Annotated in this window: 21 protein-coding genes; 11 read left to right on the top strand and 10 right to left on the bottom strand. The window is 71.5% G+C overall.

Going from position 1 to position 23,250, the window contains the following annotated elements:
• Positions 1–34: 34 nt before the first annotated feature.
• Positions 35–958, bottom strand: coding sequence for a GmrSD restriction endonuclease domain-containing protein (locus tag CLV92_RS19485; RefSeq protein ID WP_245886986.1), 924 nt, complete (start codon positions 956–958; stop codon positions 35–37).
• Between the two features lie 479 nt (positions 959–1,437).
• Between CLV92_RS19485 and CLV92_RS22985 the strand changes: the two genes are divergently transcribed.
• Positions 1,438–1,572, top strand: a complete 135-nt coding sequence (locus tag CLV92_RS22985) for a hypothetical protein (protein WP_281256957.1) — start codon at positions 1,438–1,440, stop codon at positions 1,570–1,572.
• A 310-nt stretch (positions 1,573–1,882) separates the two neighbouring features.
• On the opposite strand, the gene CLV92_RS21150 is transcribed toward CLV92_RS22985, so the two are convergent.
• The 5 genes from CLV92_RS21150 to CLV92_RS19460 all read right to left on the bottom strand — a co-directional run bounded on the left by CLV92_RS21150 (position 1,883) and on the right by CLV92_RS19460 (position 7,825).
• Positions 1,883–2,464: a hypothetical protein gene (locus CLV92_RS21150; RefSeq protein WP_146099675.1), complete on the bottom strand. Its 582-nt coding sequence runs from the start codon at positions 2,462–2,464 to the stop codon at positions 1,883–1,885.
• Positions 2,465–2,522: 58 nt separating this feature from the next.
• Positions 2,523–3,239 (bottom strand): ParA family protein, encoded by a 717-nt coding sequence (locus tag CLV92_RS19475; RefSeq protein WP_104435564.1) that lies wholly within the window; start codon positions 3,237–3,239, stop codon positions 2,523–2,525.
• Positions 3,240–4,177: 938 nt separating this feature from the next.
• Positions 4,178–6,238, bottom strand: coding sequence for a TOTE conflict system archaeo-eukaryotic primase domain-containing protein (locus CLV92_RS19470; RefSeq protein WP_425433594.1), 2,061 nt, complete (start codon positions 6,236–6,238; stop codon positions 4,178–4,180).
• Between the two features lie 300 nt (positions 6,239–6,538).
• Positions 6,539–6,748, bottom strand: coding sequence for a hypothetical protein (locus CLV92_RS21145; RefSeq protein ID WP_146099674.1), 210 nt, complete (start codon positions 6,746–6,748; stop codon positions 6,539–6,541).
• A gap of 231 nt (positions 6,749–6,979) precedes the next feature.
• Complete coding sequence (locus CLV92_RS19460; protein ID WP_211291294.1) at positions 6,980–7,825, bottom strand: SDR family NAD(P)-dependent oxidoreductase; 846 nt, start codon at positions 7,823–7,825, stop codon at positions 6,980–6,982.
• A gap of 185 nt (positions 7,826–8,010) precedes the next feature.
• Between CLV92_RS19460 and CLV92_RS19455 the strand changes: the two genes are divergently transcribed.
• Entirely contained in the window at positions 8,011–8,952 is a 942-nt protein-coding gene (locus CLV92_RS19455) for a saccharopine dehydrogenase NADP-binding domain-containing protein (RefSeq protein WP_158257348.1), read from the top strand.
• A gap of 28 nt (positions 8,953–8,980) precedes the next feature.
• On the opposite strand, the gene CLV92_RS19450 is transcribed toward CLV92_RS19455, so the two are convergent.
• The 3 genes from CLV92_RS19450 to CLV92_RS19440 form a co-directional block, all read right to left on the bottom strand.
• Positions 8,981–10,159: a hypothetical protein gene (locus CLV92_RS19450; protein ID WP_104435556.1), complete on the bottom strand. Its 1,179-nt coding sequence runs from the start codon at positions 10,157–10,159 to the stop codon at positions 8,981–8,983.
• Positions 10,152–10,772 (bottom strand): hypothetical protein, encoded by a 621-nt coding sequence (locus tag CLV92_RS19445; RefSeq protein WP_146099673.1) that lies wholly within the window; start codon positions 10,770–10,772, stop codon positions 10,152–10,154. The genes CLV92_RS19450 and CLV92_RS19445 overlap by 8 nt, the downstream gene beginning before the upstream one ends.
• 109 nt (positions 10,773–10,881) lie before the next feature.
• Positions 10,882–11,601 carry a helix-turn-helix domain-containing protein gene (locus CLV92_RS19440; protein ID WP_158257347.1) on the bottom strand — a complete coding sequence of 240 codons (720 nt, stop codon included), beginning with the start codon at positions 11,599–11,601 and terminating at the stop codon, positions 10,882–10,884.
• 342 nt (positions 11,602–11,943) lie between these two features.
• Between CLV92_RS19440 and CLV92_RS19435 the strand changes: the two genes are divergently transcribed.
• The 3 genes from CLV92_RS19435 (at position 11,944) to CLV92_RS19425 (ending at position 14,819) form a co-directional block, all read left to right on the top strand.
• Positions 11,944–13,008, top strand: a complete 1,065-nt coding sequence (locus CLV92_RS19435) for a polysaccharide lyase (protein ID WP_146099672.1) — start codon at positions 11,944–11,946, stop codon at positions 13,006–13,008.
• Positions 13,009–13,251: 243 nt separating this feature from the next.
• A complete protein-coding gene (locus CLV92_RS19430) occupies positions 13,252–13,770 on the top strand; it encodes a hypothetical protein (RefSeq protein WP_104435549.1) in 519 nt (172 codons plus the stop codon).
• Entirely contained in the window at positions 13,767–14,819 is a 1,053-nt protein-coding gene (locus CLV92_RS19425; RefSeq protein WP_104435548.1) for a M23 family metallopeptidase, read from the top strand. Before CLV92_RS19430 ends, CLV92_RS19425 begins: the two co-directional genes overlap by 4 nt.
• Before the next feature lie 41 nt (positions 14,820–14,860).
• Here CLV92_RS19425 and CLV92_RS19420 read toward each other — a convergent pair whose 3' ends face one another.
• Positions 14,861–15,124 (bottom strand): helix-turn-helix domain-containing protein, encoded by a 264-nt coding sequence (locus CLV92_RS19420; RefSeq protein ID WP_104435546.1) that lies wholly within the window; start codon positions 15,122–15,124, stop codon positions 14,861–14,863.
• A 449-nt stretch (positions 15,125–15,573) separates the two neighbouring features.
• Between CLV92_RS19420 and CLV92_RS19415 the strand changes: the two genes are divergently transcribed.
• From CLV92_RS19415 to CLV92_RS19390, 6 genes are read left to right on the top strand one after another with little or no spacing between them, the layout of a single operon-like run.
• Positions 15,574–15,843 (top strand): hypothetical protein, encoded by a 270-nt coding sequence (locus CLV92_RS19415; RefSeq protein ID WP_104435544.1) that lies wholly within the window; start codon positions 15,574–15,576, stop codon positions 15,841–15,843.
• Positions 15,844–15,890: 47 nt separating this feature from the next.
• Positions 15,891–16,682 (top strand): DUF8175 domain-containg protein, encoded by a 792-nt coding sequence (locus CLV92_RS19410; RefSeq protein ID WP_146099671.1) that lies wholly within the window; start codon positions 15,891–15,893, stop codon positions 16,680–16,682.
• Complete coding sequence (locus CLV92_RS19405) at positions 16,682–18,118, top strand: TrbL/VirB6 family protein (protein WP_104435540.1); 1,437 nt, start codon at positions 16,682–16,684, stop codon at positions 18,116–18,118. The genes CLV92_RS19410 and CLV92_RS19405 overlap by 1 nt, the downstream gene beginning before the upstream one ends.
• A complete protein-coding gene (locus CLV92_RS19400; RefSeq protein ID WP_211291293.1) occupies positions 18,115–19,620 on the top strand; it encodes an SCO6880 family protein in 1,506 nt (501 codons plus the stop codon). The genes CLV92_RS19405 and CLV92_RS19400 overlap by 4 nt, the downstream gene beginning before the upstream one ends.
• Complete coding sequence (locus CLV92_RS19395) at positions 19,617–21,359, top strand: hypothetical protein (RefSeq protein WP_211291292.1); 1,743 nt, start codon at positions 19,617–19,619, stop codon at positions 21,357–21,359. The genes CLV92_RS19400 and CLV92_RS19395 overlap by 4 nt, the downstream gene beginning before the upstream one ends.
• Positions 21,356–23,146 carry a type IV secretory system conjugative DNA transfer family protein gene (locus CLV92_RS19390; RefSeq protein WP_104435536.1) on the top strand — a complete coding sequence of 597 codons (1,791 nt, stop codon included), beginning with the start codon at positions 21,356–21,358 and terminating at the stop codon, positions 23,144–23,146. The genes CLV92_RS19395 and CLV92_RS19390 overlap by 4 nt, the downstream gene beginning before the upstream one ends.
• Positions 23,147–23,250: the final 104 nt, after the last annotated feature.

The following is a 23,250-nucleotide window of genomic DNA, read 5'->3' as shown; positions in this document are numbered from 1 at the left end:
GGAAAGGCGCTACGTACAGCCTTGGGGCTCTGCCTTACTCGCAGTTGGTGCCGTCGGAGTCGCCGTCCTTGTACCAGTCGTACTCGGGGTCTACCCCTCGGGTGTAGGGGCCGTAGCCGGCGGCTTTGGCGGCCTTGCAGCTGGGATAGCGCGGGTCCTCTCCCCCACCGGGCGCGGGAGCCGGCGCAGCGGGGGCAGGCGCGACGGGTGCGGGTGGTGCTGGCTCAGCTGGTGCGGGGGCTGGGGGCGGTGGAACTGCCCCCTCGGGGGCGGGGCCGGGAACGGTGGTGTCGGTGGGGACCGGCTCGGTGGGACAGGTGTCGAGGACCCCGGCCATGGCGTCACGTTCAGCGGTGGTGATCCAGAGACGGTGCTTGGCTTTGACCGCGACCTGACGGGCGACGTAGGCGCAGCGGTAGGCGCGGTTCGGCGGGAGCCAGGTCGCGGCATCGGAGTCACCCTTGGCCTGATTCAGGGGCCCGTCGACGGCGAGGAGGTTGAGGGGGTCGTTGGCGAAGGCCACCCGTTCCTGCTCGCTGAGCTGCTGGGCGCCTTTCTGCCAGGCGTCGGAGAGAGCCACGACGTGGTCGATCTGCACGTCATCGCTGGTGCCTTCGCCGCGGGTGAAGGCGATGGCGCGGGGGGCGTAGGGGTCCTGCAGGGTGCCGGCGGCCACGACGCAGCCCCGGGTCCCGGGCTTGGCGACCTCGTCGACGAGGTCGCGGCGGAGGATGTCGTTGCGGGTATCGCAGCCGTTGCCGTCGGTGTCTTGCCAGGCAGGGCCGAAGCGGTCGCGGTCGTAGCCGGTCTTCGGCGCCCTGCCCTTGACCGCCAGGGTGTCCAGGACCTCCCGCGCCGTGCCCGGCGCGGCCGCAGGCGCCGGCGCGGTCGTCGAGGACGGGGGCGCGGGCGGCTCCGGTGACGCGCCGCTGTCCGATGGGGCCGGCGCAGCGGGCACCGAGGTGCTGGACGAGGCGGAGCTAGTTGGGGCGGGGTCGGCTGGCGGGGGTGCCTGGGAGGTAGAGGCCGGGCTGCAGCCGCTGAGTACGGCCGCCGCGATGACCGCTGCACCCCACCACTGCTGCCGCATCCACCCATCATGCGGCAGCACGCGCACAGCAGCACCTCCCCCGCAGCACGGCCGATGTGAGGCATGGGGCGACCCCCTTGGCCGGTCTGGCTACCGGCTCCAGCGTTGGGGCTGAGGAGTGATCGCCTGGTGCCGCGGCCGCGCCAGTTCAGGCTGTCGCTACGCCGGGGCTGAGACGCTGGGTGGGGTGGAGGATCCCTCGGAGCAGATGCAGCACCGGCTGCGCCGGCGGCTTCCCGGTGATGAGAACCCGGTCGCGTTGACGGCTCATCAGGGGATCAAGTGCGGCAACATCCCTCTCCGCCTACCTCGACGGCCACACCGGCTTCGAAGACGCTGCGAGGGACGTGCAGCTGCTGCTCATGGCGCTGGCCGCGGAAGCGTACGGGGTGCGCATCGGCCCTGACAGCGACCCGATGTGGGGCCGTGTCGACTCCTGGCCCTACGCCACCTTCGGCCCTCCCATGCCGCAGCCGGAGTAGCCGACCCCGCAGGGCGGCGCCGAGCAGGGACATGGCACGAAAGAGCCCCCTACAGCGGCATCATCACCTGCGGTGGCGTGCCGTGGTGGGTGGCGCCTGCCTGAAGCGCAGATGATCGGACCTGCTCCCCCAGTGAGTGCGGCGGGCGGCACGGCAGCCACAGGCCCGTACCGCCCGCAGGCGTTTGCCTCCTGCAGTCACCGCCCCGCTCAGTCGCACTGAAGGCCGCGCATCCCAAGCCGCGGGGTTCCGACGTTCCGAGGTTGGGATGTTTCAATGTTTCAACGCCTCGGAAGGCGCGTCTTTGTCGCTACCGGCGCTTGCGCCCGGTGGCGTGGGAGTCGGGTTCGACGGCGGCGAAGTACTCGATGATCTCCGCTGGGGTCATGCGTTCCCGCAGTGCTCGCACTGCCAGGCGGACGACGGCGCTGTGGGAGACGTCGATGGGCTGGGCGGCGGTCATGCCGGCGACGCGGACGGAGTGAAGGAAGCCCTTGACGTCCTCGTCGAGGTAGAGGGTCGTGGCCTTGGGGACGCTGGTTGCGGTGGGGCGCGGGGTCTCGAGGACGGGGGCCGCGCCGTCGGCCTTGGCGGGTCGGCGAGGACTGCGCGCCGAGGACGTGGGTGCAGGCGCCGCGGCCGCGCTGACAGGCGTGCCGGCCCTCCCCTCCACTGCTGCGGTGTCCCGCACCGGCACCCGGCCCGCTGCGGCTGCAGCGGTGACTGTGGCTGCGGCCGGGGGTGCGTCACCCGTGGCGGTACTGGCGAGCTGCTGCGCACTGCCGGAGGCGTCGTCATTGGGGGACTCGGCGGTGACTGCGAGTGCCTGGGTGGCGGCAGGTGCGTCGGCGGTGCCCACCTTGGGCCGGACGGGGTGGCGAGGGGCGGGCATCGTGCGAGAGCGACGCTCCCGTGCCTTGGACAGGCTAGCCAGGCCGTCCGGACGCGCCTCAGGCATGGTTGTTCTCCTTCACGAAGGACGCCAGCTGGTGCATGGCGGCGACGAACTCGACGTTGGCCTTGGGCGTGGGGTCTTCCGAGGTGATCGCGACGCGCTTCTTGCGGGTCTCGATGCCGCGGACGTAGGGCACGGGTTCGGCGACGGTGATGGGAGTGCCGTGCACGATGCTGCCCAGGCGGCGGATCTCGGCGGCCGGCGGGACGCGCTGCACCATGCTCGGCACGAGGACGAGGGGGTAGTCCGGCATCTCCCGGACCATGCTTTCGGTGGCGTTGAGATCCTTCGTCTTCAGCGGCGTCGGAACGATCACGGTCGAGGCCGCAGCGATCGCGCCGTCACCGGAGGGAGAGCCTCCCCCGTGGGTGTCAATGACGACGTACTCCCGGTCCCAGGCGGCAGCCCAGTCGGTGAGGATGTCGGCCATGGCGTCCGCTTCGGGCTGGTTGAGCTGGAAGTCGGGGTGGCAGGGCACGAGGTCGGGCTTGTGGTATCCGGTCAGGATGCGTGGCGGAGTGCCTCGCTCGAGCGCGTCGAGCAGCGGCGCACGCAGGCGCGCTTCGTGCCGGTAGCCCCAGATGCGGGTGGCGGAGCCGTCGTCGAACTCGAGGTCGACCAGGGGCGCGTCGAGGAGGTACGCGAGCTCGTACGCGATGGTCGTCTTCCCGACGCCCCCCTTGCGGGCAGCCACGGTCACGATGTGCGTCATGGCGGCATTCCAACATCCCAACACCCCAAGCTTGCGGGATCGACACGCCGAAACATCGCAACGTTCCAATGTCCCAACGTTTGGTGCGGCGTCCCCGCCTATGCGACCGCGTGGCACTGGGACGCACGGCCGGCCTTGGCGCCGCGCCCCGCCCAGGCCCGGGGTGTGCCAGCTGTGGCGACACCTCCAACACGTTCCCTTGCTGGAATGCTGAAACCGCCCGCACGCTGGTCGCATAGCCACTGAAGCGGATGTCTCGACACGTGAACGTCCCAAGGTTTGAACGGGCCAACGCTGCCCACTCAAACGTTGGGGGGTTCCAATGTCCTAACGTTGCAGGCCCTGACCGCTTGGGTGCTTCGACCTTCCGCGATGCGGCGTTGAGGCATCGCAACTCTGGGACGCTGCTGCGTCCAAGCGTTGGAAATTCCTAACGTTCCAACGCTATAGCGCCCCAACGTTGGGCCGTTTGGACATTGGGACGCCGGGACGTTCCAATGGCGCAGCTTTTCAGCTCGATGGCGCCGAGGTCGAGGAGTTGCGCCGTTCGGACGTTGCAACGTGCGCCACATCTGAAGGAGTTCAAACGTTGTGACGTTGTGACGTTGTGATCACGCGTGCTGACCCTCGTTGCGGCGTGCGGTGACTGTTGGGCGTGCTGTTCAGGCGCGGTCGCGCCCTGCGGGGGAGTGCGTACGGGTAGCGCGCGGAGTGGCTGCTCTCCTGGGCGCCTCTCCGGCGCCCAGGAGGTCGTCAGCGCCATCGACGGTGGCTGATGGAGGGATCCTTCAGGGGCGGCGGGGGAGCGAGCAGGGGGTGCTGGTGCTGAGTGTGTGGCTCGGCGGGCGCTTGGCCGTGCGCTCGTGCCGGCGTGTGGTCTCTTCTCGCGTTGTGGTGTCCTCGCGTCGTCGTGGCTGGGCGGTCGGGGGAGGGGGTCTTCAGGCGGGGGCGTGATCGCCGCGACGGGCTCGTGGGCTGCCGTGTCCGGTGCTCGGCCCGGTCTCGAGAAGGGCACGGCGGGCGGTGCGCCAGGAGCAGCGGCCGTCGCTGCGGCGGGGGTGCGCAGGTCGGGCGTGGTGGTGGGGGAGGAGCTGGAGCTGCCCGGCGCCGGCTCGACGGGGGCCGCTGGTGCGCCGGGGGGCGCTCATCCACTCCTGCTCGGACTGCCACCAGGCCCACAGCTCGCGCTCGAGGGTGTAGCGGGCTGCGCGGTCGGTGAGGAGGTCCTCGATGCCGCGTTCGGCGGCGAGGTGGTCGCGCATGGTGGAGTCGGTGGTGAGCCAGCCGCGGGGGCCGTGGTGGAGCAGTCCGTGCTCCTGCAGGCAGTCCAGGTCGGCGGCCGCGGTGTCGATGCTGTCGCCGAGCTCCTCAGCGACGGCGGAGGTGGGCAGGGGCCAGTTCTCCCGTAGTAGCGCCCAGACCTGCCCAGGCCGGTGCCCAAGGCCGGTCGGGGTGAAAAGCGGGTGTGCTTGGGCTTCCCGGCGGGCAGTGAGCAGGTGCAGTAGCGAGGTGCGCAGCCCTGCCCCGGAGGAGTCGAGGGGCCGGGGGAGGAGAGGAGGAGACCACCCCGGGGGCGCTGGGTCAGCTTGTGACCGGGATCTACCCGGATCCCCTGTGGATAGCGCGGCCGGAAGGCCGCTGACCTGCGCTGATGCCTCGTCGGGGGCAGGCGTCGCCTCCACGGCGAGACTGCCGCCGACGAGGTCCCGGTCGCGGCGGGGCGGCGACGCGGCGCCGGTGGGGGAGAGGAGAGCCCAGTAGGCGGCGTGAGGGCCTTCGGCGGGGCGGGCCTGGCGGATCCAGCCCTCCTCGGCCAGGCGCAGCAGGGCGGTGCGGGCGGTCTCCCGCCCGATCCCGCACATCAGGGCGATGCGGCGGATGTCGGCTTCGACGACGCCGGTGACGGCCTCTAGGACGAGTTCGCAGAGGACGTCGAGGACGCGGCGCAGGCTGGGGCCACCGCGCAGGCGCCAGCGGCCCCTGGTGGCGTGGGCGCGGGCCTGCACGTCGTCGACGAGCTGGGCGACGGCGTGGGCGCGGGCCCCGAAGGTGGCGTCATCGCCTGCGTGGCGGGTGGTGGTGGCGACGTGGGTGACGGCGCGGGCCCACTGCCGGGTGAGCAGGCGCCCGCTCTCGACGGCACTGCGGGGGCGGCGGGGCTGTCCTGGGCGCCCGGCGGCGCTGCGGAGGTGCTCCAGGCCGGGGGAGGAGGGGGCGTCATCGGCGAGCTGGGCGATGTCGGAGAGGTGCCAGTGCGCGGCGGCCGCGCCGAGCAGGACGGAGCGCAGCAAGGCCGAGCCGTCGACGCCGGCGGCGACGGGGGAGACGAGGGCCGCGCGGCTGGCCGCAGGGAGCTCGCGCCGGGTGCCGGGCAGGTACGGGTGCCCGCTGCTGTCGGTGCAGATGCTGCCGCTGTGCTCTCGCGGCTGGGAAGTCACCGGGACCGGCGCGGGGAAGCGCAGGCGAAGGGCGGCGAGTAGGCGGTGCAGGTGGGCTAGGCGCACGCGGGGGGTGAGGAGGGTGTCGAGGTCGCCGGCGAGCAGGGAGGAGCGGCCGCCGGCGCGGTGCGGTGCACCGGGGGGACGTACGCATCCGGTGGCGGGGTTGGTCAGCGGGGACAGATCCAGCGTGGGGCACAGCCGACGAAGGAGGTGCGCGAGCTCGCGCACGAGGTCGGCATCGGCGGGCTCGGCCAGGCCGATCCAGACGTGACGGCCGTCGCTGGGCCCGGAGCGGGTGAGCACGCAGGGGATGGCGAGGTCGTCCAGCAGCTGCGCGAGGGCGCGGGCGTCGGCGCGGGCGTCTCCCTTGGCGGCGTCGAGGTCGCAGGTCAGGAAGCGAAAGGCGCCGTGAGAGTCGGCCAGGTACATCGCCCACGGCCGCGCGGGATCGCCGGCACCGCTGCTGGAGCCGACGTGACGCTCGCGGCTGTAGGTGTTGAGCGTCTGGCCGGTGGAGGAGTCGACGTCGGCGAGGCGGACGTGACGGCGCGGGCTCAGTGCCCTGGTCAGTGCCCAGGCGGTCCCGGCCGTCGTGTCGCCTCCCGCGCCGGAGGCGGCGCGGGGCGCGACGGCAGCACGCGACGAGACGACACGACGACGTGTGTTGCGTCGCTCATCTGGTCGCGCATCGGATTGCTCGGGTACGCTGATGACAGCTCCTCCGCCGGGGGGCAGAACAAAGGCAGGGCTCGCACTGCGAGACCTGTGACAGCGGGCCGGGATGGTTGGTCGCCAGGGACCGGGCCGCGAGACTTGTAGAAGGGCCTCATCTGCTGCCAGGCAGACGGGGCCCTTCTCCTATGAGGCCGTCTGCAGAGGCAGCTCCTGCTGGTCGGTGATGTCAGGACGGACGCCGACGAGGTTGCCCTCGTCGTCGAAGATCAGTCGCGCGAGGACGTCGTCCATCAGCGCAGCCATTGAGGTGTTGCGGGCGCTGCGGGCCCGCTGCATCTTCTCCACGTTGGCGGGGTGCAGCCGGGTCGTGGGGAACCGGACTGCATCGCTCACGCCAGTGCGTGCCGTCGCGCCTCGGATGCGTGCCATGCCGGTGATCCAACCGCAAATTGGCGCCAATGGGGAGAACATGGCCCGGCGTGTCGCTCCGTGCCCGATGTCCTGCACGGAACGACTGGGGGTGGCGGCGAGCACACCTCCACCATACGCGGTTAGCTCTGTCAGAGCGCAAAGCGTGCCGGTAGTGGCGCGGAAAGCTCTGCCAGATCCGCCCTCGCGGGTGCCTCAGCCCTGCGTGGTGAGGGCGGACGAGGAGGTCACCGCGGAGGTCGTGCGTGCGTTGGAAGGAGCCTTGCGGGAGCTGAACCGCCAGGCGGTGCGCACGACGCTGCGCGGCAGCACTCCAAGAACGGCTGCCAGCACCCGGTACTGCACAGAGGGGACGCTGACCAGGTGGCCGGCGAAGGTGTCGCGCAGGCTGGCGGTGACGACGTCATCGGGCTTCAGCCAGGCGTGCGAGGGTCCTGAGGCTCCCTTCATGCCCGCGCGGGCGTGGAACTCCGTGTGCACGTAGCCGGGCATGACCACGGTGGCGCTGACGCCGGTGCCGCGCAGGTCTTTGGCCAGGGACTCCGTCAGAGCTAGCACGTAGCCCTTCAGCGCGGCGTAGTGACCACCGCCGGCCAGCAGGCCGGCGATGGAGCCGACGTTGAGGATGCGGCCGCGCCTGCGGTCGACCATCGCCTTAGCGGCGGCGTTGGAGAGCACCAGCACCGCGCGGGCCAGCACGTCGAAGTGCTGCTCCAGCAGCTCGATCTCGCCGACGGCCAGCGACTGCTTCAGCCCGTAGCCGGCATTGTTGACCAGCAGGTCCACAGGTCGGGCCTCATCGCCGAGGCGGGCGGCGACCGCAGCGAGGTCGGCGCGATGGGCGAGGTCGGCGGCCAACACCTCCACCTGCACGCCGTGGCGCTCACGCAGCCGCTCGGCCGTCTCCTCCAGCCTGTTCCTGTCCCGCGCGACGATCACCAAGTCGTGGCCTGCGGCCGCCAGGTGAGCGGCGTAGCTGGCACCGAGCCCGGCGGTGGCGCCGGTGATCAGGGCGGTGGGACGGCTGGCAGGAGTGCTCACCCCGCGAACCCTAGGTCCTGCCTGGTGCAGCGATGGCGGGGCGACTTCGAGGTGACGTTGATGAGCACTCCATCGCGGGCCACGCTGGTCATCGACATCGCGACGCACCGCCTCCCCAACTTGGCTCACCGTCTCGTCTGGCAGGGTGAGCGCCCGACGTCAGCGATGCGATGGGAGAGCTTGCGGTGTCCAAGGTCTTGGTGCTCGGTGCGACGGGGCGCGCCGGGCAGCGCGTGAGCGAGGAACTGCTCTCGGCTGGTGTCGAGGTAGTTCTTGCCGGGCGTGACGGCACCCGGCTGCACGATCTCGCCGAGCGCCTGCGTCTGCCGGGCGAGGCCGCGCGCGTGGTGGACGTGCAGGACGAGCAGGCGGTCGGTGCCGCGGTCGCAGACGTCGACGCGGTTGTGAACACCGTCGGCCCGTTCATGCTGCTGGCCGCTCCGGTGATCGAGGCGTGCCTGCGCGTTGCGGTCGCCTCGGTGGACCTGGCTAACGAGCAGCCGGCCGTGCAGGCACTGCTGGCGCGCGATGCGGCAGCGCGCGAGGCCGGGGTGACGCTGGTGACCGGCGCCGGGCTCGGCCTGGTCGCCAGCGAGTTCCTGACGATGCAGCTGGCCACCCAGTCCACCTCAGCGCCCCGCGCGGTCCGCTCGGTCCTGCTGACGTGGAACTCCGCGCCCAGCGCCGGGGTGAAGGCGTCGGCGGCCGCGGCGATGCAGGGCGGCTCCACCCGCTACGTCAACGGTGAGCTCGTGCACGCACCGATCGGCGCCGACCGGTGGCAGGCGCAGCTGGCGGGGCGGCTGAGGACGCTCGTGGCCGCGCCCCTAGGGGACGTGGAAGCCATCAGGCGCGCCAGCGGCGCCCGCGACGTGGCCGCCTACGTCGAGGCGCCACCCGGCGCCGGGGTGGACGGCGATGAGCCGGGCTCGGTCGTGTACGTGGAGTTCACCGATGAGCAGGGCGGCACCCGCACCGCGGCCATCGAGCCGGGTGACTCCTTGACGGTCACCGCGCGCATCGCGGCGCGCACGGTGCTGGGCGTGCTGGAAGAGGGGCGCCCGGGCGCCTGGACGCCCGGGGCCCTTCTCGGCGCCGGCACCTTCCGCGATGCCCTGGGCGTGTGAGCCGTCGAGGGCCGGTCGCAGGCGAGCCTCAGCGCTGCGCGGTAGACGCTGCGGCCAGGAGCGGCTGCTGCAGGACCTCCGCCTGCAACCGGCCGTAGTGGCGCCGGCGCACGATGGTCCGCTGCAGCTGCCACAAGCTGTCAGGGCCCGGCGGCAGCGTCTCGCCAGGGGAGAGCGCTTGGGGTGAGCGGCCCTCCAGCCGGGCGCGGCGACCGGCGTGCAGCAGCACACCCCAGTGGTCCTGAGCACGCACGGTGCCCTGCTCGACGGCGCTGCGCACCTGCTCGCGCTCGGCTGCCGTGGTCGAAGCCAGCAGTCGGTCGGTGGCCAAGGACACCTCGGTCCTCCGGCGCGAGAGCCGGTGCCCCGGGGTGTGCATGAAGGGGTACAGGACCACGTCCTGCTCGGTCCTTGTGCACCACGCCCACGCCGGGCGCAGCAGCGAGTGTCGGAAGCGGGTGCCCGCGTCCGCCCAGGTGACCGCGCAGATCCCTCCGGCGATGGAGCCCACCAGTCCCGGCAGCGCCTGCAGAAGCTGCGTGTTGACCACGACGAAGTGATCGCTCCTGCCGGCCGCGATCAGTGCCAGCGCGGCGGGGAAGTTGAGGATGTACACCCAGATCGCCGTGGAGGCCACGATCCACCAGGTCAGGCTGGCCCGGTCGAGCCGGTTGACGGGCCCCAGCTTCCCGGAGCGGGCCTGGATGGCGCGGCCCAGGGCGAAGGCCATGTTGGTGCCGTGGACGAGGCAGAACGTCACCCAGAACAGCAGCGCGGGCGGTTGCAGGCTCTCGGTGGTGAGCAGCAGCAGGCTCAGGCCGCTCTGGTGCATGCCGACGTAGGCGATGACGAGGGCGGCGACCCCGACGGCGCTCAGGGCGGTCAGACCGGCGTTGAGGTACTTCCCGCCCCGAGAGGAACCCGACGTCTCCTCCCAGATGGCCAGGGCCGCCTGGCGGGAGAGGTAGATCGCGATGGAGTCGCACACGAGCGTCTGGACTCCGACGAGGTTGAGCTGGTCGTCGAGGATCCCGCCGATGGCCGGGACCGTAAGCGTCATCATCGCCGCCGCGGACACCAGCACCTTCACGAAGCGCCCGTTGCGGCTCCTGGTGCCCCAGCGGGCCCGCAAGGCGACCATCGGGACCATCACCAGCACGCCCGGGACCAGGACCCAGGGCAGCAGCGCGCGGATCGCCTCAGACATCGCCAGCGCGGAAGAGTGAGCTCAGGCTGCCGTCCTGCTCGGGTGGCTGTACGCCGAGCCCTTCGAGGCTGGCCTTGAGCAGCGTGCCGAACCGCTCCGCGCGCGACTCCGGCAGGCCCGCGAAGCCACCACGGCGCGACCACGACGCGGTGAGCAGGCGCTCAGCCTCGGCGCTGTCCGCCGGGGGCAGGTGCAGCACCTCCTCGTCTGGCGGAACACCGTCGCCACGCGGAGCGTCGAAGAGCACGTGACCGGCCTCGTGCCCGTAGTTCAAGACGTCGGGCACTCCGGCCCGCGGGTTGATGTAGATGGCCCAACCGTCGTACTGCGAGAGCGTGATGGCGCTGGTGTGACCACCGTGCCGAGAAGCCAAGAGGTCCGCCCATCCGTCGGGCAGCACACCGGTGTAGATGGGTCCACCGGCCAGATAGGCGATGTGGCTGAGGAAGGTGTCCTTATCGAAGGGCGGCCGCGGTCGCAGCTGAGCCAGTACGTCAAGGCACTCCCGCTCGACGGCTTTGGCTTGCGCGCTCGTCAGCTCTGCGCCGGGGGTGGGCTTGCGTCGACGGAACCGCGAGAGTTGAACCGCTGAGAGCTTCACGACGTGGCGCACTTCCGGGAGCTCGGGCAGGGACCGGCGCAGCGTAACAACGGCTGACACACGCCCATGCCCAGCACCATGTACGCCCGGGCGCGCCAGCGCACCTGCGGCAGCTGGCTAGCTACTCCCCGTCCGCGGCTGGTGGGGGCGGTGTGGGCTCGTGCCGAGTGATCTTGACGTCACTGAGCTCTCGCAGCATCGCGGCCAAGATGCGTCGACCGGCGGGGTCGAGCTCAGAGGAGCGCAGGGCGATCTCGCGGATGCCCTCGTCCCTCATCACCTCGTGGAGCGCCCGGTCGGCCTGGGCGACGTCCTGCTCGGACTCCATGCCGGCCGGCGCAGAGAAGAAGAACGAGATGTGCACGCCGAAGGCCTTGGCGATGCCTTCCATCGCCTTGAGGGACGGGTTGTCCCGCACGCCGCTGCGCATGTCCTCGAGGTAGCCCGCACTCACCTCGTAGCCCAGCTCTGCGCACCGCCGAGCGACGTCCTCGACGGTGCGGGGGCCCCCTTCTAGGGCACGTGAACGCTCGAAGAGCTCCTCAAGCTTGGCGGCGACCGGGGAGGTGACCTCGGACGGTCGATGCTCGGCAGGTCGCGGGGCAGTGCCTTCCACGCCGCCCTGGCGGTCGTCGGCCCCGACGAGGAACGGGGGCTGATCGTCGGGTTCGGCCTCACCGGGGAAGAAGTAGCTGACCGGGACGCTGAAGACAGCCGCCAGCGCCCGCAGGCTGTCGATCGTGGGATTGGTGCGGCTGCCGCGGCGCAGCTGCGAGATGTACGAGCTGGTGAGCGGGTGGCCGACCTTCTGGGTCAGCGCGGCGATCTGCTGGGAGTCCATGGGGCCGCGCCCCGTCCGCTGCGCGATGGCGATGAGGCGCTCGAGGCGGCCGGCGATGGAAAGCGGGGAGGGCTCCTCGCTACGCCTGCGCGGCATCCGTCTTGCCCTCCTCGCACAGCCATGTAGTCAACCGTGGGCCTCCCTGCGGGCAACACCAATGCTGGCACACCAGCCCTCACAGCCACCTCGGAGGCCTAGGAGCGGCCCGCAGCGGCCCATACTTGCTCTGTCAGCTCCTACGGGCGCATGATGCCTTCAGTGAAGGCGCTGTGAGAGTCTTCATTGCGCACGCCTACCTCATCAACAGCCGAGGACCCTGTGACCTGTCAGCTTCACGACCGGATGCCCAGCAGCGCCGTGGTGCCCACGGCTCGCGCGAGCGCCGTATCGGTGCGGCACCGAGGCATCGGCACGCGTGTCGTGGCTCCGATGGTGCTGAGTGCACTGCTCGCGGGGGCACAGGCTCCTGCGGCGTCGGCGGAGACGATGCAGGACTTCCTCGCGCGCGGCGGTGTGCAGGTCAGTGGGCAGAACTTGTCCTCGCCGGCTCCTGGGGTTTCGCGGGTGCGCCTCGTCCAAGGGGAGATGGATGGCGCCAAGGTTCGCGCGCCGTTGTCGGCGATGTCAGAGGCGACTTTGACGTACAAGGTGCGGGTGCCGCGCGACGTCCACGAGAACGGGTTGTCGTCGCGGGACTTGAAGATGCCGGGCTTGGCTGGCCTTCCGGAGGGCAGGTCGCAGTGGGACACGTCGACCGGCGGGAGTCTGCGGGCGGGCAGCTGGTCGGTGCGTCTGCACGCCCGCCGCGCCGCGCTGTCGCGGGTGGGCTACCCGTGGTGGGACATCTACTTCTACGCCCCCTACGGGGGCGGTAAGCACTACAGCCACTGGGGCCTGATGGTCCCGATGACCGAGGGCCTCAACGGATCGGGGATGCGGCTGCGCATCCCCGCCGATCGCTGGTTCGAGGTCCGCATCCGGGTCAAGATGAACACCCCCGGCGTCAACAACGGGGAGCTCGATGTCTGGCTGGACGGACGCCAGGGCGTCGGCCTGCGCGACATCCGCTGGCGCGAGGCGGGGGTGCACACCCCGATCAACCAGTTCATCGCGGAGGTCTTCTACAACCAGCCCGGTGCCCCGCGAAACGGCTACATCGACTTCGCCGACTTCAAGGTCACCCAGGGCGCCGGTGGGCCTGGTGGCGGGCCGATCATCGGGCCGGTCTACCCGCGCCCGACGCCCCCTCCGCCTCCGCCGCCTCCGCCGCCGCGGCCGGTGCCGGCGCCGGTCAAGGGCGATTTCGCACCGGACGCGCCGATGGAGACGTACATGGACGGCGAGAAGCCGCCTTGGCATGTCCCCGGCGGTGGCGACTTCGCGCCGGACGGTCCCGTCCGCGGCTGATCCCAACAGCGCGAGCGGGGTCCGGCACGCCATCTGCGCAGCGGGCTCCACGGACAAGGGGGACGGCGCACACACCGACTGATTCACGAGGGAGATCACATGCGTACATCGGCTGGTCCGGCCGCCGCTGCTGCTGCGGCCCTGACGGTGCTGCTCGCCGGCTGCGGGGCGGGCCGGTCCGAGGTTTCTTCCTCTGCCGCACAGTCGGTCCCGACGCCATCTACGTCCAGCTCCTCGATCACCGTGCCCGAGACGAGCGAGGGACAGGAGCCGGCAGACGCCGACCACCACGAGCCGGGGGATCACGGGCACGTCGAGGGTGGGACCGACGCGCACGCCGAGCTGCCAGAGCCGGGCCCGGCGCCGACGTGGGACGAGGAGAGCCAGGCGGCGGCGCTGGAGCGTGGCAGCACGGCGATGGCCGTCTTCGCCCGCCCGCATCTGGACGCCGCAACGTGGTGGGCGGAGCTCACTCCGCTGCTCACCGCGGCCGCGGCGATGGCCTACGAGGGCACCGACCCGGCCGAGGTTCCCGCCCGCCAGGTGACCGGTCCCGCCCGCCTCGCGGGACAGGACACCCCTTACCTCGCCCACGTTCTCGTGCCCACCGATGTCGGGGAGTACGACGTGCTGCTGTCTCGGCAGAGCGCTGACGAGGCGTGGCAGGTGGAGCGGCTGACCCCGCCGGAGGTGCTGACCCTGCCCCTGCCCCCGCCGGCGCCGCCGGCGCCGGGTGGGCCAGCGCCGCCGGTGGGCCCGTGAACCGGCGCAACGGCTCCCTGCTCCTCGGCGCCCTGATCGCGGTGCCGGTGGGGTTCACCCTGGTCCTGGTCCTGGTCGTGGGCCTGGTCTCCGCCCAACCGGCTCAAGCCAACTGCGGGGTGAGCGGCCCGGGACTGACGGTGGATCCCTCGACCGTGCCCGCTGCGGTCGGTCCCTACCGGGGCGTGCAGCTGGTCAACGCCGCTCTCATCATTAACGCCGGCAAGGCATTGGGCATCAGTGCCCGGGGCCAGACGATCGGCGTCATGACGGCGATCGGCGAGTCCACCCTCATCGTCGTCGACCACGGCGACCTTGCCGGGCCGGACTCGCGCGGCCTGTTTCAGCAGCGTGCCAACGGGGCGTGGGGCTCCTACGAGGACCGGATGAACCCCACCATCTCGGCGACCAACTTCTTCAAGGCCCTGCTGCGGGTCCAGGGCTGGGAGACGCTGGCGCCGACCATCGCCGCGCACCGCACCCAGCGCAACGCCAACCCGTTCCACTACGAGAAGTATTGGGACGACGCGGTGCAGATCATGGGCGCTCTAGCGGGTGCCCGTGTCATCGACGGCGCAGCCCCGGGCACCGGTGGCTTGCCCTGCACCGACCCGATCGCCCCGCCTCCCGGCACCGGCAGCGGCTGGATCAAGCCGGCCGTCGGGCCCCTCACCAGCGGCTACGGCCCCCGCGGCTCCTGCGGCGGGGTCTGCTCGACCTTCCACCGCGGCGCCGACATCGGCGCTGCCTGCGGCACCCCCATCTACGCGGCCTCCGCCGGCGTCGTCGTCACCGCAGGCCGGTCGGGCGGGTACGGCAACCTCATCGCCATCGACCACGGCGGCGGGATCGTCACCCGCTACGCCCACATGTACGACTCCGGCATGTTGACCCGCGTCGGAGCGGCGGTGACCACAAGCCAGCAGATCGCCCGCGTCGGATCCTTCGGCAACTCCACCGGCTGCCACCTGCACTTCGAGGTCCTCGAAGCCGGAACCCGCATCAACCCAGAGCCGTTCATGGCCGCCCGCGGCGCAGCACTGCGCTGAGGCACCTCACACCACGACCAGACGAGGAAAGGAGTAAGACGTCATGCCGGGTCGGAGTCACCCTCGCCGAGAGCGGGCTGTCCACCTGTCTGGTTCGACCCGGCAGCCAGGTGCTCGCGGACCTCGTCGCGCAGGATCAGCCACGAGGAGCCCACCCGGTAGGCGGGGACCTCGCCGTGCTGGACGAGCTTGTAGGCGGTGGCCCGGGAGACGCCCAGGATCGCCATCAGGTCGTTGATCGTCAGGTGCGGCCCGTAGCAGTCGAACAGGGCATCCAGGTGCCGGGTCATGCCGACCATCCGCATCCCGCGACGCTACTAGACGCTTTGCTACACATCAGTACATCCGTGGACATTTAAGACTCCTTGGTATTAGTGTGGACATACAGCGGGATTGGGTCTCCGCTCCCACTGCGTGTCCTCCAGCACGGGCAATGCACCCGATACATCTACAGCCACCAACGTCGTTGAGGGCGAAACCGCACCGGTCGGTGCGGGCAGCGCTCAGCCGCAGCCGGCCCCACCGGAGCCGGATCGTCTACACAGCTCCGCCGTGAAGCACTGCCAGCCCTGCAGCTAGCAGTCGAGGTCCCAGCCAGGTGTCGCCGAGTCGGCACCTGGCCCCGATGCGGACGTGACGCAGCGGCACCACGCCGCCCCCGTCCGCATCCCCCCAGAGGTCCGCCGCCTCCTCCGAGGCGGCGGCTGATTCGCCACAACGCCGCAGTCAGCGGCCAACAGAAGGAGAAGGACTGATGGGTCTCATGAGCGCTCTGGCCGCCGTTCCCCAGCCCGGCGCGGGAGAGGCGTTCCCGGGCAGCGAGGGCATCCTGACCATCCTCAACTGGAGCGCCTGGACCGCGTTCGCGGTCTGCGTCTTCGGCGTGATCATCGCCGGCGTGATGATGGCCGTGGCCCGTGCCGGCGGCGGCGGCAGCAACGAGCACACCTCCCGCCTGGCGTGGGTCATGGGTGGTTGTGTGGTCGTCGGCTCCGCCGGCGCGCTGGTCGGGGCCCTCGTCTGAGCCGTCCCTGAGGACCGACCCGTCCTCCGAGCATCCAGGAGATGACCATGAGTGAGACCGTCGTGAACGGCACCTCCGTCGAACCGGAGGAGAAGAAGAGCCCGTGGCGCAGGCCCGGGTTCATCGCATCAGCAGCGGTGGTGGGACTCATCGTCGTCTCCGGCGCAGGTCTGGCGGTGGAACGTGCCCTCGACGACGACTCGTCGAAGGCACCGCAGGGGGAGGGGGCGCCGGTCGCTGCACCGGCGCCCTCCACCCCTGCACCGTCTGCGTCCTCGTCTGCGCCGGCCTCGACTGGCGACAGCGTCTGCGGGCTGCCCGCGGGGGAGCAGACGGTGCCGACCACGGCACCGTCAAGCCAGTGGGAGCTCGTCGGGGCGGTGGCCGCACCGACGGCACCCGAGCAGCACGGGCCCGGCCAAGTCGACTCCACCACGGGATGGCGCAGCTGCTACGCCCACTCGCCCACCGGAGCTCTCTACGCCGCGGCCAACGTGCTCGCCTCGACCAGCTCGCCCCAGCTCGTGCAGGAACTGGTCGAGGACGGCACCGTCCCAGGGCCGGGCCGCGATGCTCTTGCTCAGCTACTCGCCGGTGGCATTCCGCCGAACTCCGGCACCGTTCAGCTCGCTGGGTACACCTTCCTGAACTACAGCGACGACGTCGCCACCATCGACATGGCCGTCCGCGCCTCCAGCGGAGGCACCGGGCATGTTCCGTTCACGCTGCAGTGGGTCGAGGGTGACTGGAAGCTGCTGCTTCCTCCGGACGGCAACCTCGCGGCCGGGGCTGGCCCTCTGCCGGACTTCGCGGGCTACACCGCATGGGGGACAACGTAATGACAGCGACACAACCGACATGCCTGCCAGTTGACATCAACTGCGTCGTCGGCGGGGCCATCGGCAACGCGATCCAGAACCTCGCGGACGAGGTCAGCGAGGCGGTTGGGGAGGCGTTCTTCTCGCTGGGCTCTGTCTGGACGTTGGTTCCGACGCCGATGCTGGCGGTGGTCGAGACTGGCGGTGCGGACACTGTGCAGCCGACGGCGACGGTGGGCTACCTGCAGACGCAGCTGCTGCCGTTGCTGTTCCTGGCTGCGATCCTCGGCTTGATCGTGGCGGGTGCGCGGATGGCCTGGGAGGGGCGCGGCCAGCCGCTGATGGAGGCGGTGAAGTCGCTGATGACCCTCGCGGTGGTCTCGGGCGCGGGGCTGGCGGTGGTGGCTCTGGCCGTCGATGCGTCCGACAAGCTCGCCGCGAGCATCCTCGTCGGCGCGACCGTTGACAACAACTTCGCCAGGAACCTTGTTGGTCTCATCGTCATCGGTGGTGGCCAGGCCAGAGGCTTTGCCGCCGTCATCGTGATCTTCCTCGGTGTCATCGCCATGTTGATGAGCATGTTGCAGATCGTGCTGATGGTGATCCGCGGCGGCATGCTCGTCATCCTGGCCGGGATCCTGCCGCTGTCGGCGTCGTTCACGAACACCGAGATGGGCATGGCGTGGTTCAAGAAGAACTGCGGCTGGCTGCTGGCGTTCATCCTCTACAAGCCCGCCGCGGCCATCGTCTACGCCGCCGCGTTCCGCCTGGCAGGCGCCAACATCTTCGGCGGCACCGACGAGCTGGTGCAGGTCCTCACGGGCATGGCGATGATGCTGATTGCGCTGGTGGCCCTGCCCGCTCTCCTGCGCTTCGTCACCCCGCTGGTTGCACCCACCTCCGGCAGCGGCAACGCCGGCGCGATCCTGGCTGGCGCTGCGGTCGCGCTGCCCACGGGGGCGGCGGCCATGGCCATCCGGGCCTTCACCTCCAGTGAGAGCAGCGGCGGTGGCGGTGGCGGCGGGCAGGGGACCGGCCAGCCGTCCAGCACGCATGCCCCGCCCACCGGATCGGACTCTGCTGGCCCGACCGGCGGTGGGGGCCCGACCGGTGGAGGTCCTGCGGGCCCGACCGGCGGCGGTGGACCTGGTGGAGGGCCTGGCGGTGCGGGTCCGGCTGGTTCAGCTGGGCCGGGCGCCGCTCCGGTGGCTGGGGGAGCGGGTGCCGGTGGCGCGACGGGGGCTGGCGCCGCGTCCGGTGCTGGCGGCGCAGCCGGTGCTGGCGGCGCAGCCGGTGCCGGCGGCGTAGCCGGTGCCGGTGCGGCGGCGGCGGGACCGGTCGGTCTGGGCATCGCCGCGGCCGGGGCGGTAGCCGATGGCGCCAAGCAGATCGGTCAGGCCGGTGCGGGAGCTGCCCGTGCCGCCGCTGAGGAGACCACCGGAGAGGGACGGGCATGACGCTCACGGAGCACCGCGCACCGCGAACTTATGGCAACTGGCGGAAGCCGCAGACGGCCGGGTTGGGTCAGCTCGGCATGATCGGCACGGGCATCCTGCTGGCCGGGCTCATCGGGGTCATCGTGGCGATGATGTTCGGTGGGCTGATGGCCGCTGGTGCCGTGGCCGCCGCGCTGGTGGTGGTGCTCGCCGTCCTGGTGGTGCGCGACCGGCACGGGCGCAACGGCCTGCAGCGCATGGGCGAGGCTGCCGGTGGCCGCCTGGCCCGTGCCCGGGGGGCGCACCTGTACCGCTCCGGCCCACTGGGCAACACCCCCTGGGGGACGTACCAGCTGCCCGGCCTGGCCGCGGCGTCGCAGCTGAGCGAGTGGGAGGACTCCCAGCGCCGCAAGTTCGCGCTGATCTTCGTGCCGCAGACCAAGCACTACACGGTGGTGCTGGCCGCTGACCCCGACGGGGCCTCGCTGGTGGACCCGGAGCAGATCGACTCCTGGGTGGCGCACTGGGGTGGGTGGCTGAACGCCCTGGGCAGCGAGCCGGGCCTGGTGGCGGCCACGGTGACCATCGAGACCGCCCCCGACACCGGCGGTCGGCTGCGTCGGGAGGTGGCGTTGAACGCCGACCCGAACGCCCCTGAGGTCGCCCAGGCGATGCTGCGCGAGGTCATCGACTGCTACCCCTCCGGCTCGGCGACCGTGCGGGCCTGGGTGGCTCTGACCTTCACCGACACCTCTCCGTCTGCCAGGCGCCGGCGCGATGCCGCGGAGATGGGCCGTGACCTCGCCGCCCGCCTGCCCGGCCTGACGCGGGGGTTGAGCGCCACCGGTGCCGGTGCGGCGCGGCCGGTCTCGGCGCAGGAGCTGTGCGAGATGGTGCGTACCGCCTACGACCCCGACGCCGGGCGTCTGCTCGACGCGGCCCGCGCCACCGGCGAGGTCGCGGAGCTGGAGTGGGACAATGTCGGGCCGTCCTTCGCCCAGGCCAACCGCGACCACTACCTGCACGACGGCGCGGTGTCGGTGACGTGGTCGATGACGTCGGCTCCTCGTGGGGTGGTGCAGTCCACGGTCCTCTCCCGGCTGCTGGCACCGAACGCGGAACTGGACCGCAAGCGGGTCACGCTGCTCTACCGCCCCTTCGACCCGGCCCGCTCTGCCCGCATCGCCGAGCAGGACAAGCGCAACGCCGACTTCAAGGTCGTCTCGTCCAAGCGGCCCAGTGCCCGCGCGATCGCCGCGGCCCGTTCCGCGGCCGCGACCGCCGAGGAAGAGGCCCGCGGCTCCAACCTCGTCAACTTCGGGCTGCTGGTCACGGTCACGGTGCGGGATCAGGACCGGCTCCCGGAGGCGGTCGCCGCCGTCGACAACCTCTCCGGCACCGCGCGGTTGATGCTGCGCCCGGTGTTCGGCTCGCAGGACTCCGCCTTCGCCGCGGCGCTGCCTCTCGGGCTTGTCCTGCCCTCGCACCTGAAGGTCCCCGCCGAGATCCGGGAGTCGCTGTGAGCCTGCTCGAAGGATTCCCCACCGCGGAGGAGACGCCCGCCCCCCACACCGGCAGGGGCAAGGGCCGGGCCCGTCGTCCCGGTCCGCGGGGCTGGCCGGGGCGCGGTGGGGGCGCCTCGACGTACGTGCAGGCACCGGATGAGTGGCGCGGCACGACGGTGCAGGTGTGCGGGATGTGGCCGTTCTCCGTCGGGTCCGGCTCGCCGATGGTGGGGGTGCCGATCGGGCGCAACATGCTGACCGGGGCCACCTTGTGCTGCGACCCCATCTCCTGGTTCCAGCGGGCCAGCCTGCTGTCCAACCCCTCTGCGTTCGTCCTCGGCAAGCCCGGCCTCGGCAAGTCCACCATCGTGCGCCGGATGGCTCTCGGCCTGACCGGCTACGGCGTGCTGCCCCTGGTGCTGGGGGACCTGAAGCCGGACTACGTCGACCTCATCAAGGCCGTCGGCGGCCAGGTCATCACCCTGGGCCGCGGGCGGTCTCACCTCAACGTCCTCGACCCCGGCGAGGCGACCGCTGCGGCGCAACGGCTGACCGGGACTGCCCGCACGGGAGTGCTCGCCGACGCGCACGGGCGCCGCCACGCGATGGTGTCCTCTCTCCTCACCATCATGCGCTCCGCCCCGCCCACGGACCGGGAGGAGACCATCCTCGACCGGGCGCTGCGCGTCCTCGACGACCGCCACGACGGGGTCCCGGTCCTCCGCGACCTGCTGCGCGTCGTGCAGGAGGCACCGGAGGACCTGCGCCACGTGGCGCTGGACCGAGGCGACATGCGCCGCTACCAGGAGATCACCGAGGGGCTGGAAGCAACGCTGATCGGCCTGGCCGGCGGCGGGCGCTTCGGGGAGATCTTCTCCCAGCCCACGTCCGTGCCGATGCGCCGGGACCGCCCCGTCGTCTTCGACGTCTCCAGCATCGACGACTCCGAGATGGACCTGCAGGCCGCCGTCCTTCTCGCCTGCTGGTCCTACGGCTTCGGCGCCGTCAACGTCGCCCACACCCTGGCCGACGCCGGGCTGGAACCGCGGCGGCACTACTTCGTCATCCTCGACGAGCTGTGGCGGGCGCTGCGGGCGGGCAAGGGCATCGTCGACCGCGTCGATGCCCTGACCCGCCTCAACCGCCAGCGCGGCGTGGGCATGGCGATGATCACCCACACCATGTCTGACCTGCTCTCCCTGCCGTCTGAGGCTGACCGGATGAAGGCGCGAGGCTTCGTGGAGCGTTCCGGCATGGTGATCTGCGGAGGGCTGCCGGCGGCGGAGATGCCGCTGCTGAACTCCGCGGTGCCGTTCTCCCGCGCCGAGCAGGCTCTGCTCATCGGCTGGCAGGACCCGCCCGCCTTCGACTCCCTGGCAGGCAAGGAAGCCGAGCCCCCCGGCCTGGGCAACTTCCTCGTCAAGGTCGGTGGCCGCCCCGGCATCCCCGTCCACGTCCAGCTGACGTCGGTGGAACGCGACCTCAACGACACCAACAAGCTCTGGCACGACGTCTCCCGCACCGGCGGCATCGCCGAGGTCATCGAGGACGTCTCCCGCGAGGACGGCATCGTCGACCTGCGCGAGCACGAGACCCCCACCACGCTGCACACCGCGCCGGACGCTCTGCTCGACCTCACCAAGGACACCACCCTCGCCCCGACCTCAGCTCTGGCGGCTGAGAGTGCAGCGGCCGGGGGTGCAGCGGCCGGAGGCCAGGAGTCGGGGGACCAGCTGTTCGAGGGTGGGCAGCGATGAGCTCGACGAGCAAGGGGCAGAGCAGCCTCGACCCGCAGGCGGCGGTCCTCTTCGTCGTTCTCGGGCTGGTGCTGGGATCGGCCGCAGCGGTCAACGTCGCCCTGCGGGTGGGCAACTGGTGGGAGGGCAACGGCCACGACGTGCCGGCCAACCCGATGACCGTCCTGATCCAGGTCCTCACCGGCGACATCGCCTGGCCCCGGGCAGCCACCATGTTCCTCGCCGCCGCCGTTCTCGCACTGCTGCTGCTCGGCTCCCTGGTGCTGTGGCTGGTGCTGCGTGGGCGCGGCAAGCGGTCCCGGGTGGACCGCGCCGCGAGGCACATGGGCCGCGGCCGCGACGTCGAGGCCCTGGGGGAGCGGGCCGCCACCGCCACCGCCCAGCGCCTCGGCGTGAACGCGCCCGGCCTGCCGATCGCGGCCAGCGTCGCCACCGGGCAGACGCTCTACGCCTCCTGGGAGGACGTCTCCGTCGACATCTGGGGCCCCCGCACCGGCAAGACCACCTCCCGCGCGATCCCCGCCATCCTCACCGCACCCGGTGCGGTGCTGGCCACCTCCAACAAGCGTGACCTCGCCGACGCCACCCGCGACCTGCGCGCCGGCGTCGGGCCGGTGTGGGTCTTCGACCCGCAAGGCATCGTGGAGGAACCCGCGACGTGGTGGTGGAACCCCCTCTCCTACGTCACCGACGAGGTCAAGGCATCCGTCCTGGCGGACCTGTTCGCCTCCGCCTCCCGCGAGCCCGGCTCACGCACCGATGCGTTCTTCGACCCCGCCGGCACCGACCTGCTCGCCGGGATGCTGCTCGCTGCCGCACTGGATGAGCGGCCCATCACCCAGGTCTACCTGTGGTTGACCGACCCGACCGAGGACGAGGCGGTCGCACTCCTGATCCGCTACGGCCATCCGCTCATCGCCGCCAACGTCAACGCGGTCATCAGCTCCCCGGAGAAGCAGCGCGCTGGCGTCTACGGCACCGCCAAGCAGCGGGTGTCCTTCCTCACCAACCGCCAGGCCGTGCACTGGGTCGTGCCCGACGGCCCCACCGACAGGCGCCGGCAGTTCTCGCCCTCCGACTTCGTCCGCTCCCGCTCCACCCTCTACAGCCTCTCCCGTGAGGGCAACGGCTCCGCCGGCCCGCTGGTCACCGCACTGACCGTGGCCGTCTGCGAGGCCGCGGAGGACCTGGCCAAGCGCTCAGCCGGGGGCCGCCTGCCGGTGCCGATGGTCGCCGTCCTCGACGAGGCCGCCAACGTCTGCCGCTGGCGCACCCTGCCCGACATCTACTCCCACTACGGCTCCCGCGGGATCTGCCTGATGACCATCCTGCAGTCCTGGTCCCAGGGGGTGGAGGTCTGGGGACGTGAGGGCATGCGCAAGCTGTGGTCGGCGGCCAACGTGAAGGTCTACGGCGGCGGCGTCTCCGAGGTGGAGTTCCTGCAGGAGGTCTCCCAGCTCGTCGGGGACTTCGACGTCACCCAGGTGTCGACCTCCTACGGCAAGGGCGGCCGCTCCACGAGTCGCTCCACCCGCCGTGAGCGCATCCTCGACGTCGCCGACCTCGGCTCCCTGCCCAAGGGCCGCGCCGTCGTCCTCGCCTCCGGTTCCCGCCCCACCCTGGCCCGCACCATCCCTTGGATGGCCGGCCCCCACGCCGAGCAGGTCGCCGCCTCGATCCAGGCCCACGACCCCGGCGCCCACGACACCCTGTCTCAGGCGTATGAGTCCCTGCACCAGGTGCAGCAGCGCGAGGAGCACGGAGTCGCCGCGCAGGAGGTGCCGTGACCGGCATAGGGGAGTGGGAGGACGACCAGCCCCCACCGAACACCCAGCCCTCACCGAACGGCGAGGCCCCGCCGGTTGGGGAGCTCGCGCCGGTCGAGGAGCTC

This window comes from Kineococcus xinjiangensis (assembly GCF_002934625.1).
GTDB classification, from domain to species: domain Bacteria; phylum Actinomycetota; class Actinomycetes; order Actinomycetales; family Kineococcaceae; genus Kineococcus_A; species Kineococcus_A xinjiangensis.
This window is presented reverse-complemented; position numbering and strand designations above follow the sequence as displayed.